General features: G+C 69.3%; 13 protein-coding genes. 5 read left to right on the top strand and 8 right to left on the bottom strand.

Translation table 11 applies throughout. From position 1 onward, the window contains the following. Window positions 1–10: 10 nt before the first annotated feature. From AC1DP1_RS19765 to AC1DP1_RS19735, 7 genes are read right to left on the bottom strand one after another with little or no spacing between them, the layout of a single operon-like run. Entirely contained in the window at window positions 11–361 is a 351-nt protein-coding gene (locus AC1DP1_RS19765; RefSeq protein ID WP_477508287.1) for a TadE family protein, read from the bottom strand. 52 nt (window positions 362–413) lie between these two features. Further along, window positions 414–620 (bottom strand): hypothetical protein, encoded by a 207-nt coding sequence (locus AC1DP1_RS19760; protein WP_378542848.1) that lies wholly within the window; start codon window positions 618–620, stop codon window positions 414–416. A 56-nt stretch (window positions 621–676) separates the two neighbouring features. Beyond that, window positions 677–1591: a type II secretion system F family protein gene (locus tag AC1DP1_RS19755; protein WP_477508286.1), complete on the bottom strand. Its 915-nt coding sequence runs from the start codon at window positions 1589–1591 to the stop codon at window positions 677–679. Continuing rightward, window positions 1588–2517 carry a type II secretion system F family protein gene (locus AC1DP1_RS19750; protein WP_477508285.1) on the bottom strand — a complete coding sequence of 310 codons (930 nt, stop codon included), beginning with the start codon at window positions 2515–2517 and terminating at the stop codon, window positions 1588–1590. Before AC1DP1_RS19750 ends, AC1DP1_RS19755 begins: the two co-directional genes overlap by 4 nt. Next, the gene (locus AC1DP1_RS19745) at window positions 2514–4250 is read right to left on the bottom strand and encodes a CpaF family protein (protein ID WP_477508284.1); all 1737 of its coding nucleotides are present in this window, start codon (window positions 4248–4250) and stop codon (window positions 2514–2516) included. The genes AC1DP1_RS19750 and AC1DP1_RS19745 overlap by 4 nt, the downstream gene beginning before the upstream one ends. Continuing rightward, window positions 4247–5101 (bottom strand): CpaE/TadZ family protein, encoded by an 855-nt coding sequence (locus AC1DP1_RS19740; protein ID WP_477508283.1) that lies wholly within the window; start codon window positions 5099–5101, stop codon window positions 4247–4249. Before AC1DP1_RS19740 ends, AC1DP1_RS19745 begins: the two co-directional genes overlap by 4 nt. Window positions 5102–5104: 3 nt before the next feature. After that, window positions 5105–5791 carry an SAF domain-containing protein gene (locus AC1DP1_RS19735; RefSeq protein WP_477508282.1) on the bottom strand — a complete coding sequence of 229 codons (687 nt, stop codon included), beginning with the start codon at window positions 5789–5791 and terminating at the stop codon, window positions 5105–5107. A 668-nt stretch (window positions 5792–6459) separates the two neighbouring features. Between AC1DP1_RS19735 and AC1DP1_RS19730 the strand changes: the two genes are divergently transcribed. Continuing rightward, window positions 6460–6888, top strand: a complete 429-nt coding sequence (locus tag AC1DP1_RS19730; RefSeq protein WP_477508281.1) for a hypothetical protein — start codon at window positions 6460–6462, stop codon at window positions 6886–6888. 205 nt (window positions 6889–7093) lie between these two features. Here AC1DP1_RS19730 and AC1DP1_RS19725 read toward each other — a convergent pair whose 3' ends face one another. Continuing rightward, on the bottom strand, window positions 7094–7954 hold the full coding sequence (locus AC1DP1_RS19725; RefSeq protein WP_477508280.1) for a hypothetical protein: 861 nt from the start codon (window positions 7952–7954) through the stop codon (window positions 7094–7096). A gap of 206 nt (window positions 7955–8160) precedes the next feature. Here AC1DP1_RS19725 and AC1DP1_RS19720 point away from each other — a divergent pair, with 206 nt between their 5' ends. Genes AC1DP1_RS19720 through AC1DP1_RS19705 form a run of 4 tightly spaced genes read left to right on the top strand, consistent with a single transcriptional unit; the run spans window position 8161 to window position 11802 of the window. Continuing rightward, complete coding sequence (locus AC1DP1_RS19720) at window positions 8161–8529, top strand: hypothetical protein (protein WP_477508279.1); 369 nt, start codon at window positions 8161–8163, stop codon at window positions 8527–8529. Next, window positions 8519–10090, top strand: a complete 1572-nt coding sequence (locus AC1DP1_RS19715) for a hypothetical protein (protein WP_477508278.1) — start codon at window positions 8519–8521, stop codon at window positions 10088–10090. The genes AC1DP1_RS19720 and AC1DP1_RS19715 overlap by 11 nt, the downstream gene beginning before the upstream one ends. Beyond that, window positions 9987–10601, top strand: a complete 615-nt coding sequence (locus AC1DP1_RS19710) for a helix-turn-helix transcriptional regulator (protein WP_477508277.1) — start codon at window positions 9987–9989, stop codon at window positions 10599–10601. The genes AC1DP1_RS19715 and AC1DP1_RS19710 overlap by 104 nt, the downstream gene beginning before the upstream one ends. Before the next feature lie 22 nt (window positions 10602–10623). Next, complete coding sequence (locus AC1DP1_RS19705) at window positions 10624–11802, top strand: tyrosine-type recombinase/integrase (protein WP_477508276.1); 1179 nt, start codon at window positions 10624–10626, stop codon at window positions 11800–11802. The last annotated feature ends 79 nt before the right edge of the window (window positions 11803–11881 follow it).

Here is an 11881-nt window from a genome sequence, read left to right as displayed (position 1 = left end):
CTTTGCGCCATCATTCGGTGAGCCTCTCGACCGGGGCGCTGGCGCTCTGGCGGACGGTCACGTGCCAGCCGGGGATTACGCTCATGGACTTGCCGGTGACGGTGATCGTGGCCGTTGTCGTGGTTCGTGACCCGGAGACGCTGGTCGCCGTCATCACGTCGGATCCGCCGGCGCCCTGGAGGAAGCCGTGTGCGGTCGCCAGTCCGGACTCGCGGGTGCCGTTCTGGCTGCCCGCCTCGCGGGCGCCCTCCTGCGCGGCCGCGAGCGCTACTTCGCGAGCGTGGTAGTACAACGCGCCCTGGACACCGAGGAACATCACCGCGAAGAGCGCCGGCATCAGGAACACCATCTGGATGGCCACTGAGCCGCGTTCGTCCCGGTGTCGGCTTGGAGGGCTGGGCAGCATGGCGGGCCTACTTGATCTTCCCGGCCTCACTTGTGACGTATGCGGTGATCGCGGCGACGACGATGCCGACGATGAGGATGACCGCGCCGGCCCAGATGACCTGCTCGATGGTGACAGAGCCTCGCTCGTCACGTCGGTGCTTGACGATGCGGTCCTCCACGCAGGTGATCACGGCGAGGGCCGTCACCTGGAGGGTGATGAAGAGCTTCAACATCGGGGTTGTTCCTTTCTGGGTGGTGGAGTTCGGGGTGTCCCGGATTGCTGTCGGTGTCAGGTCGCGAGTCGGAGCATCGACGGGGTTACGAGGATCGCCATGAAGACGATGCCGAGCAGGCTGGCGGGGATGTACATGCGCTCGGAAACGGCGTTGGCTTTCCCGAGTTCGGCGCTGAGCATCGCCGAGCGGAGTGCGGCGGCGCGGGCTCGGAGGTTGTTGTAGATCTGGGCGCCGTCCTGGCCGGACTGCTGCATGATGTCGGCGAGGTCGTCGAGCTCGGGGACGCCGAGGTCATCGGCGAGCCCGCGCAGCGCGTCCCAGGGGGCGCGGGTCATGTAGCGGGCGCGGCGCAGCTCGCTCTCGATCCGCTTGAACACCCAGGTGTCGCCGACCTCGGCCGCAGCACGCAGCGCTTGCTGGCCGCTGGAGCCGTCGCGGACTCCGGTGGCGACCATGTCAATGTAGGCACCCAGGGCCCGGTTGAACTCGATGCGCGCCTTCTTGGCGTCGTCGGAGGCGTTGTAGTTGGGCATGAACCAGAACAATGCGGCGAGCCCGAGCGACCCGAGGACGGGGATTGCAAACGGGAGCGAGAGCCCGATCAGCCCGAAGAACGCCGCGAACACCGGCGGCATGGCCAAGCCCAGCAGCGCCCAGACGACCTTCTCGCCGTAGAACCCGGTCTCGCTGATCTGCAGGATGGCCAGATCCTTGCGGGGCGTGTGTGCCCACGCTCCCCCGGGCAGGTTCTTGATTGCCCACGCGCCGATCCGGTCGACCAGCGATTGGGCTTCTGTGCTGCCCTCGACGTCGAGCGCGGCGCTGCGGCTGGGTACGACGTGGTCCGCCGAGAGCCGGTTCAGGGCGTCGGTGAGGTCGGGGTCGGACGGAGCCAGGCGCCACACGAGCAGGGCAACGGCGAGCCCGAAGAGGGTCCCGCTAGCGAGCGCGACCTGGAGGCCGGTCATGCGAGCGCTCCTTCCTTCTCCTCTTGCGCCGCTCGGCGCGCCGCTCGATGCGCGTTGCGGGCTGGGAGGTCGAGGAAGCGCGGGAGCGGTTTGGCGACTGCCATTCGGCGCATCCACAGAAGCGTGGCCACGTAGGCGGTCAGCAGGACGGCGAGGATGACCTGGCCGAGTGGGCTGCCGTAGGGCTCGATGTAGTCGCCGGTGAGGGCGAGCATGCCCAGGACGCCGAGGGTGATCACGGTGACCGTGCGGGCGGTGGTGCGCGGCTTGGCTTGGTCGGCGGCGATCTGGCGCCGGGCCCGCACGTCGGCGGCGACCGTCTCGGCCAGGGCGCCCAGAGCCTTGGCTAACCCCGCCTGGCCACGACCGCTGGCGGCGAGGATGAGCTGGCTGGCCACCACGTCGCCCGTGGAGTCGTTGAGGTCCTCGGCGAAGGCGCGCAGGACGTCTTCGGTGGTCGCGGTGTTGTTCCAGAGCCGGGAGACCATTAGGCCAACCTCGCGCTCGATGGGCGCTGGCACCGATTGCAGCGACTTGATGAGAGCGGAGCGCAGCGACTGCCCGGCCGTCAGCTTGCCGGACAGCGACCGGGTCCACTCCTCCAGCGCCTCGAGCTTCTCGACGCTCGCAGCCGCCGGTGGGGGCGTGAGCAGCAGCGGGACGCCGACGGTCGCAGCGGGGAGGAGCACGATCGCAATCACCCATCCGGTGAGCAGCGCGACCAGGAGACCGGCGACAGTGCCGCCGATGAGCAGCATCCGGGTGCGCGCGTCGAGTCGGGTGAACCAGCGACCCGCCCGGCCGACCGGCGTGAGGGTCCGGACGGGCCGCGGGGGCTTCGGGGGTGCCGCGATGAGCGCGTACGCCATGCCGATCAGGCCGATGACGATGAGCGCGCCGAACACGGCCGGCAGGAGGGCGGTCATGTGATCGCCACCCCACGGTTTGCCCCCTCGTGCACGGCAGACTCGGCCTTGTACGACTCGAGGTCGAACCCGTGGCGGGCGAGCTCTTGGGCGAGGAAGTTGTCGAGCTTCCCGGTAGCGACGGCCGGGCCGCGCTGGTCCGGGGCGAAGATCGGGGTGGTCGCGTACCCCCGCGCCGCGTCGATGCTCGGCTGGACGACCAGGATCTCCTCGACCCAGCGCTGCTTGCGGAAGGTTCCGTCGCCCGGGCCCGGGACGACGTCGGAGCGTAGGTACATCACGATGTCGATGGCGGCGGCGAGCTTGCTGATCGCGAGCTCGCGAGTGACCTGCGGGCCCTTCTCCATGGCGCAGGAGACGAGCTTCTCGATGGTGTGCTCGGCGCTGCGGGCGTGGGTGGTGCTGATCGAGCCCGGGCCGGACTCCATGGCCTTGAGCATGTTCCAGACCTCTGGGCCGCGGACCTCGCCGACGATCTGGCGAGCGAGGTTGAATCGGAAGGAGTGGTGGATCGCCTCCTCGAGGCTGAACTCACCAGCCTGGCGGCCGTCGATGCCGACCTCGCCGGATCCCGGCCGGTGCTCCCAGGCGTGGACGATCTTGTGCCGGTCGACGAGCTCATGTAGGTGCAGCTCGAACTCGGTCTCGAAGGTGCCGATCATCTCCCAGGGCGGGATGCACGAGCACAGGGCGCGGACCCACGTGGTCTTGCCCGATCCTTGGACGCCTGAGACGACGATGCTCTTGCCGGCCCGCACGCAGGCGGCGAGGAAGTCGGCCACGACCGCGCCGCACGCCTCGCGGTCGTAGACCATCTCGTCCATCGACACCTCGCGCATCCCGTGTCGCCGGATCACCACCGAGGTGTAGGCCATTACCCAAGATCCGGCCGCAAGCCGGGCGCCGCCGGGCAGGCGCAGGTCCAGGTGTGGACGCGCTTCGGTGAAGGGTCGGTTCTGCCGAGAACCGAGGTCGGCGAGGAACTCGCGCAGCTCGTCCTCGGAGTCGGCGATCGGGGCGGCTTCGACCAACGTGCCGTCGACGAGCTCCAGCCATACGGCGCACTCGGAGCCGCGGGCGATGACGACGATGTTCTCCACGTCCTCGCGCTCCACCAGCGGCTGCAGCCTGCCCAGACCGAACAGTGCTGCCTTGAGCGCTCCCTTGAGCGCGGCCTCCTGCTGGCGGCTCCACGGCAGGCGGCCGGTTGAGACGAGGGTCTCGGCCTCGGACTTGATGAACTCCTCGATGACGTCGAGGCCCATCTGCTCGCGGTCGTCCTCGGTGACCCGGCCGCCTTCCTTGTCCAGCCGCGCGGTCAGCCGGGAGGAGATCTCGGCTCGATACTGGGCGATGAGCTCCCAGTCGAGCTCGACCTCTGCCACGCCGGCGCCGTCGGCGTCGTTGGTAGGGGCGATCGCGTGAGGCTGGTCGTCGGCGCTGGCGACGAGCGGGCGCAGGGTGAAGTCCGAGCGGGTGCGGCCCGGCAGCTGATCGTCGCTGGTCCAGGCGCCGGCGAAGAGCGGGAGCGATGTCGGGTCGTGGTCCTCGCTGGTCGGTACCGGCGGCGGTGTCTGCGTGCGCGGCTGGCTGCCGTCGATGCCACGCGCGCGGGCAAACGGGGAGCTCGCGCCACGAGCACCGGGCTGGTCGGCGCGTCGCGCCGTGAGCCATTCGTCGGCGCGGAACGGCTCGCGGTCCTGGGCTCCGGGCTCACCGCGGTTGGCGCTCATGCGCGGCCTCCGCTGGTGACGGGGGTCGGGTGGGCGAGGGCGGCCTGGTTGGAGCTGAGGACGGAGTGGATCAGCGAGGCTCCGGTGCGGTAGCTGCGCACCAGGTCGCAGGACTCGAACTTGCGGGGTTTGCGGGTGCCGTGCGAGTAGACCTCCGCGGGTCCGGGATCCCAGTCCACCGATGCTGTGACGGAGATCTGGAGCGCCTTGGCGATGTGGCGCGGCGTGTAGGGACGCACTCGCGGGACGCCGGTCGGCATTGCCGGCCAGCGGCGGTCCTCGTCGACGAGGAGGAGGCCGAGTCGAGAGAGGCCACCGACGGCGGCGAACTGCTCGCGCAGCGACTTGGCCCACGAGCGTGCACCGGCCAGCGCGGGCAGTGAGCTGCGGGTGACGAGCAGGGTCAGGTCGGAGGACGCGATGAGGGGTTGCGGCCAGCCCGCGAGGCCGAGCCGACCGGCGTCGACGATGACGTCTTGGCCGTTGCGGTCCAGCGCGCGCAGTTGGTCGGCCAGCGGCTCCCACAGCGGCAGCAGGCTGGGGGCCTGCTCGTGAGAGCGGATGCCGGGCAGGAAACAGGGCGCGCGCTCGGCCGGGGCCTCGGGGTCCAGCAGCAGTGTCTCGCGAGGAAGGACGGCGGCCAGTGTCCCCTCGCGCAGCGCGATGGCGAGGTTGATCAGCCCGCCGGGGGGTTCCTGGCTTCCCTGGAAGTAGCCGGCGAAGACCGCGGAGGAACCGGTCGGGTCGGCGTCGACCAGGAGCACGGAACGGTGCCAGTTGAGGGTGAGCCCCAACGCAGTAGTGGAGACGCCGGGTGCACCGCTGGCGGATGCAAGGACGATCAGCGCCATCGCTCAGCGCTCCCGAGCGTCCAGGACCAGCGCGACCCGCCTGGTCGCAGCCCGGGCTGCCAGATCGGCGGCGTCGCCTTCGGGGACCGAGACGTCGACGACCGTCTCGCCGGTCTCCGGCACGAGGCTCACCCCAACCACGACCGCTTCCACCGTCACCGGGTCCTCGTTGGTGACCTCGCCCTGGTCGCCGGGGGTGGTGACGATCCGAACGGTGTCGCCGGCGCGGAGCGGCTCGGACGGCATCTGAGCGGGGGTGAGGCTGATGCCCACGAGCGACTCCCCTTGCCCCGGCACCAACTGGTCGGTGACCGCAGCCTCGGTCAGCAGGGTGCCGGCCCACAGGTCGGCGGCGGCGCGGCTGCCTTCGAGCTTCGCCATCTGGCTGCCGGGGACCGGGTTCAGGGTCGGGTCGACGCCTATCCGCACAACCGAGAGGTCACCGGCCTCGATGGTTTCCCCCCGGTTGATGTCGCGGCTGACGACGAGGACCGCTTGGGTGTCTGTGACCGAGGTGAACGCGAAGGCGCTACCGAGCGCTCCCGCGGCGACCAGGGCCGCGCAGAGTGCGAACAGCCATGGCCTGCGGCGCCGCTTGGGTCGTGGTCGCGGACTGTTGTTGAGATGGGGCATGGGAGGGCTGTCGGGCCTTGCCCCGACCGACAGGCCTTGAGCGGTGTTCTGCGACATGGATCCCGAGTCCTTCCCCGTCTTGGTCACCTACGTGTCAGGACAGGGCCCGGGCGATCAACGCTCGCCGAATTCGACACTTGAGCACAAGTGCGCGTTTATCGAATGTCTCGTGGGCCTTATGCGGCCGACTCCGAGATGCCATTGCCCAGTCCTGACCGGAGAGTCGTGCGGGTCGATCCCCCCGGTGGGACCAAAGCGGCAACGCCTCCGATTGCTCCGAAGTCCATGGGACCACAGAATCGTCGGGGTCGACGGAACTATTTTTGCCTGTGGATAACCGTCATGCTGCCCGTGCCTACGAACTGACTCGGGCTAGAGCCCTCTGGGTGCGCCGGCGATGTAGTTGCGCCCTTGCGCGGTGATGAGTCATCTGCAGAATCGGTCACTCTGGGCCGCCCTCGAAGGACTCTCTAGGACCGCGACTCCCGTCCGGCTTCTCCATCGAGGACGCCTCTCGGGACGGGGAACTCTCCCCGCGACGACCTGGGAAGGGAGATGCACTCAAGCTTCGGCGTCGTCGACGGCTGCCCCGCCGGCAGCCGCAGCGAGCAACACACCTGCCGTGTGTCTCACGCGGTGGGGGCGCCGGAGTTCCTGGCGCCGCGTCCCGGCTGATCGCTTACCCAGCTTCTACGCACCTAGGTGACCAGAAAGCGAGGTGGACCATGAACGCTTCCCCTACTGAGAACCGCGTCTTCGGCATCGTCACCTTCACCGAGCGCGGCGATGCCGCCCTCGAACGCTTGGCCGAGGCCCTCGTGGCCGGGTGTGACGGCTCCCCAGACGGCCTCGCCGACATCCTCGAACGGGTCTTGGAGACCCCCGTCGAGGACCTAGCCGAATGCCTCAGAGACACGACTCAACCGGACGTCGATCCACTTGGTCACGGCATCCACGAGATCGCTCCAGTGGTCGAGAGCCCAGACGAGGCCGCCCGTCGTCGACTCGGAGCCAGCGCGACAGGCGGCGGCCTCCCCGACCGCACGATCGCGCAAGGTCAGTGGTCCGTCCGCCAGCACGCTCAGACCGACGCCGACGCCTACAGCTGCCCCAGCTCGGCGACGCCGCCCGCCGCCGGCAGGAGGCTGCGATGACTGCCGCCCTCGCGCCGACGAGCTGCACATCGACGGTGCGTTGGGTCGAGTGCTGCCACACCTTGGGTTCGCTGCCCTGCATGAATCACCAGCCGCACGAAGGCGATGGCCGTGGATGCGTGCACCTGTCCACGTCCGGCTTCCGGGACGAGGAGTAGCCCAGCCCACACCCTTCGCCGCGACGGACCGGCGCGGGAGAACAGCCTCAGCCGTGCACTAGGCGCAGCCGCGGCAACGGCGGCGGGGCCGCCTCCAAGCGCTGCGTCCGCTCGAGCGTCATCGGTTGCCCGTTGCGCCGCAGCAGGCCTGCTAGCACGGTGCCGAGGCCGAGGTCGAGCACGAACCGGTCGGCCTCGGCCTCGATGAGGTACTCGATCCGTCGACCAGCGGCGGGCATCAGGTAGGTCAACGCGATCACCACGCCCCCGAGCCCACCGGGCGCACCGCGACCCTCGGCGACCGACTGCACCACGCAGATGACCCCCACGACGCCCCGAAGCGTCCAGGCCAACCGTATGAAGGGCAGCCAGTCGAAGGCCCGGCCCACCCCGCAGAGCACCCCCACGACCAACCGCCACGGCGTCGTTGCCCCAAGCATGGCCAGCTCCAGCCGGGGCCGAAGTGCCCGGTGCCTTCCGACAGCATGAGCCAACGTGGCGGCCGCCTCCGCGCCGGTCACGTCGCGGCGGTGCGTGGCCGCGACCAGACCACGGCTGACCGCTACGGAGTGAGGGCCGATCGCCACCGCGACCGGGGTGCTCGATCGGTCCACCCGGCGCACGAACAGCGCATCGACCTTGACGCCGCGGCCGCCCAGCTCCTTCAGCGCCGGAGCCATCAGATGCAATTCCGCCTCCGTCGCCAGCCGCGCCCCAGTGAACGCCGCGATCGCCAGCACCTGCAGGTGCCCCAGCGCCAGCGCGACCAGCAGGCCGCCCGCGGCCAGGAACATCACCAGTCCCAGCGTCGGCGGGAGCAGCGCGCACACGACCACGGTGAGGACCAAGCTCGTCAGGAGCGCCGGCCCCAACGTCACCACTCTCAGCACGATCATCGCGAACCCCATCCGGAACCACCTCTCAGAACTAGTGCGGGTCTCGCCACGTGCTCGCAGTGATCGTCAGGCGACCGCCGACCGACATAGGCGAACGAGACCAGTTTGTGCGCAGGTGCCGACAGCGCCGGAAGTTATCCACAGCCCGCCGTCGGCGCATCGCGCCGCGGCCAGGACGTGGATTCATGGGCCAAGGCCGCGAACCGAAAGGAGCCCCCGTGGACCCCCTCACCGCTGACGTCGCCTGGGACCGCCTCGGCTGGATTACCCAGCTGCTTCACCAAGCCGCAACGCAGGTGTGGAACGACGCAGACGAAGCGGCCACCGACTCCCCGCTTCACGACCTCGGTCTGGGTGTCTACCTCGCGCACTCCCAAGCCAGCGCCCTGCTGCCGAACGACTACAAGTTGTCTAAGGACATCGAGCCGCTCGCCGACCTCGATAACCGCACGCCGCTACAGCTGCTCACCGAAGCCGAAGAGCTGACCCGCCCGCTAGCGCTGGACCAGCCGGAACCAGTCCACGGCTCGCAACTGGTCCTCGATCTGTGTGACCTCATCCGGGAAGCCCGCCGAAATGGCTACTGACCCGCGTCTGACGTATGCCGACTTCGACGAGGAGCTCTTCGGCATGGACCAGGTTGCGATGACCACGCGCGACCTGCGCAGCGTCGGCGAGATGCTCTTCGACGTCGACAGCAAGGCCCGCCAGCTGCTGATGGACGTCAGCGGCGATGACGCCGGCACGCTGCTACGAAGCTGGCCGACGATGGTCGCGGCGGCCGCCGACCTGTGGGCCTCGCTACCCGTGGGTCGACCGGCCGTCGACGAGCCCGATCACGTCATCACCCGCCTCTCCGCCCAGGCCGCAACCGTCGAGGCCAGCCTCTCCGGCCGGAAGGCCTGGCCGGGCCAAGGCCCGACCGACCCCCGCATCAACCAGATGACCCATAACCTCGCGACTGCAGCGACTCTGGTGCGCCGCTACGGGGCCGAGCTCCCGCACGCTCACAGCGAGGCCCATCGCGACCTCGAAGCTGCCCGGACCAGGATCGTGCACGGCCTCCATCTCGCCGCCCACGCCGTCACCGTCGCCCTGCACGAACACGGACGCGACCGCGTCAACGACGCCCGCGACGCCGGCCGCCCGCTTCAGCTCGCCATGCACCACTCCCCCTACGCCGTCGCACCCATGGGGGCGTGGATTGACCGGATGTCCGCTAGCGAAAACACCGCCCGCAGCTACCTGACTGGCCGGCTCCAAGCGCTCACCGGCGAGGCGATCCCGCCCGGCGACGATCCTGGCCGACTGGCCCGCGCCCTGGCCGCCTGGGACATCCAATGCCACCGCGCCCTGGCTCGCGATCCCGCACCGTCCGACGTCCTCCTCATCACCCGCACTCAAGGGCTCATCGCCGGCGCCAGCATGGTGCTCGTCGACGCGGCCACGACCGCAGGCGTCCTCGATCCGTCGGACCGACTGGTCCCCGCGATAGCCGAAGCCGGCCGCGCATGGAACGACCTTGCCAGCCGCTGGGGCGACCTGGCACCGCCGGGCGCCCGCCTCGAGGAGTCCCTGGTGCGCGCGACCGCTGAAGTCCGCGCCGCCTACCGCCAGATCACCCACGACACCACCACCCTCGCGACGACCGAGGTCATAGCTGCGCGGCTAGGACTTCCACAGGCCACCGGGGCGACCTTGCGCGCGATCGAGGCAGGCCCCGAACTAGCGCACGTCGTCGCCGAGAAGGCCGACACACCCGACCTCATGGGGCCAGCCCAAGTCCTGTCCCGCCGGGCGCACAACGTCGTCGAGGCCGGCCTGGCCACGCCGCCGGCTGAGAGCGACGTCGTCTGGGTCTCACCCGCCGATATTCTCGCCCGGCGCGCCGTCCCGGTGCCGCAGCCCGTACGCGACGCGCTGCGTTCGGCAAGTACCGCAACCGCGTCCGCGGCATCCACCGCGGCAGCCGCCGCCGGGGTCGCTCACGCCAATTGCGGGGACCTTCGCCCGTTGCGTCCCCCGGCCGCGAACCGAGCGGGGCATGCTGGCCTCGTCACTCCGGCATCTTCGATGGATCACGGGACGGCGTGCAGAAGGCCCGAGGGCGGCGTTGATCGCTCGGCCCCCGTGGGACCACTTAGGTGACCGTCAGACACCAAGTGGGTCGCGGCCAACGAGACCCACCACAGCAGGTCGGAGGAGACGAGAGATGGAGACGGCGAGAGAGGTCATCAACGTCGGTGGCAACCGAACTCTGGTTGCGCCAGAACGCGCACGGACGCCTGCGGACACAGGCGTGGACACAGGCAAACAAGCCACCGCACCTCCTCTCGAGCCACTTCCGACACGAGACCGCTGGCCCGCACTCATCCCGGCCATGATGAACATCGGTCAAGCGGCTGCCTACATCGGAATCGCGAAGTCGACGCTCTACACCTGGCGTACGCGACGCCCGGGATTCGGACCGCGCGCCGTGAAAGCGGGCGGTGCGCTCCGATACCGCCGTTCGGATCTCGATGCGTGGATCGAGGCCCACGCCGAGGCGCTCGACCTCGAGCCTGCAGCGGACGTCGTTCGCGACGCTGAGCGCGGCTTCCCGGCCGCGTCACGCGCGTTAGATTCCCTGTCACGACGGTCAGCTCCACGGCGTCGCTGACTCTCAACAGCAAGGAACTCCGATGGCCCGGCCCACGCTGCCCCTGGGAACGTTCGGGAGCATCACCACCGAAGAGGTCCGCCCTGGCATCTACCGTGCGCGCACGCGGTTCCGCGACCTCGACGGCGTCAGCCGCCAAGTCAAGGCCACCGGCCGCAGCGCCGCCGCGGCCACACGAGAGCTCAAGGCCAAGATCGCCGACCGAAGCGCGCCCGCCGGCGACCTCCTCGATCCGGACATGCGGATCAGCCAGGTGGCCGAGGTCTGGCTGTCGCTGTATCGCGCCGAGCAACGCTCCGAACCAAGCACGGCGAACGAGTACCAACGCATCATCGCGAACGTCATCAACCCCGCTATCGGCAGCATCCGATTGCGCGAGGCCTCAGCTGGACGGCTGGAACGACTGATTAGATCGCAGGACTCGCACAGCCGCCGCAAAAAGACGAAGACGGTCCTCAAGATGATGTTCGACGCCGCTGTCATCGACGGTGCGGTCCTCACCAACCCGGTCGCCTCCACGTCGCGGCTCCGAGCTGACAAGAAGGACGTCCAAGCGCTGTCGGTGGAGGACCTCAACGCCCTCCGCTCGGCGGTGGACGCCTGGATGACCAAGAAGCGTCCTGGCCCCAAACCCACCCAGGACATCCCCGACATCGTCGACCTGCTGCTCGCGACGGGCTGCCGTATCGGCGAAGTGCTCGCGCTCCGATGGACAGACATCGACCTCAGTGCCGCCCCGCCGACAGTGTCAATCAGCGGGACCATCAAGACCGAGACCGGGAAGGGCACCTACCGCAAACCCAAGCCGAAGTCCGACTCGTCCAAGCGCACCATCGCGTTGCCGCCGTTCGCTGTCGACGTACTGATGCGCCGGCGCATCGCCCAACCGTCGAACCACCACCACGCGGTCTTCGCGACCCGGAACGGCACCTGGCACCAGGTCGGCAACATCGAGCGGCGGTGGCGCGCAATCCGCGCAGACACCGGGTTCGACTGGGTGACCCCACACACCTTCCGCAAGACAGTCGCGACATTGATCGACCGCCTGGTCGACTCGGACACTGCCGCCCGCCTTCTCGGCCACTCCTCGGACGCGATCACCAAGGAGTTCTACATCGAGAAGGACCGAACCACCCCTGACGTGACGCACGTCCTTCAGACGTTCGCCGGCGCCCCCAGGACGATCGCGTCGGACGGCTGACTCTTCGGGCCTCCTCCACGCAGCACGACCACTGAAGTGACTTAGCCGTCGACCCGACATCCCAGCCAGCGAGGCGCAA

Source organism: Nocardioides sp. P4_G10, from assembly GCF_056401175.1.
This window is presented reverse-complemented; position numbering and strand designations above follow the sequence as displayed.

Coding starts and splice junctions, on each gene's coding strand:
- AC1DP1_RS19760 (WP_378542848.1), bottom strand. CDS start 620: ATGTTGAAGCTCTTCATCACCCTCCAGGTGACGGCCCTCGCCGTGATC.
- AC1DP1_RS19755 (WP_477508286.1), bottom strand. CDS start 1,591: ATGACCGGCCTCCAGGTCGCGCTCGCTAGCGGGACCCTCTTCGGGCTC.
- AC1DP1_RS19750 (WP_477508285.1), bottom strand. CDS start 2,517: ATGACCGCCCTCCTGCCGGCCGTGTTCGGCGCGCTCATCGTCATCGGC.
- AC1DP1_RS19745 (WP_477508284.1), bottom strand. CDS start 4,250: ATGAGCGCCAACCGCGGTGAGCCCGGAGCCCAGGACCGCGAGCCGTTC.
- AC1DP1_RS19740 (WP_477508283.1), bottom strand. CDS start 5,101: ATGGCGCTGATCGTCCTTGCATCCGCCAGCGGTGCACCCGGCGTCTCC.
- AC1DP1_RS19735 (WP_477508282.1), bottom strand. CDS start 5,791: ATGTCGCAGAACACCGCTCAAGGCCTGTCGGTCGGGGCAAGGCCCGAC.
- AC1DP1_RS19730 (WP_477508281.1), top strand. CDS start 6,460: ATGAACGCTTCCCCTACTGAGAACCGCGTCTTCGGCATCGTCACCTTC.
- AC1DP1_RS19725 (WP_477508280.1), bottom strand. CDS start 7,954: ATGGGGTTCGCGATGATCGTGCTGAGAGTGGTGACGTTGGGGCCGGCG.
- AC1DP1_RS19715 (WP_477508278.1), top strand. CDS start 8,519: ATGGCTACTGACCCGCGTCTGACGTATGCCGACTTCGACGAGGAGCTC.
- AC1DP1_RS19710 (WP_477508277.1), top strand. CDS start 9,987: ATGCTGGCCTCGTCACTCCGGCATCTTCGATGGATCACGGGACGGCGT.
- AC1DP1_RS19705 (WP_477508276.1), top strand. CDS start 10,624: ATGGCCCGGCCCACGCTGCCCCTGGGAACGTTCGGGAGCATCACCACC.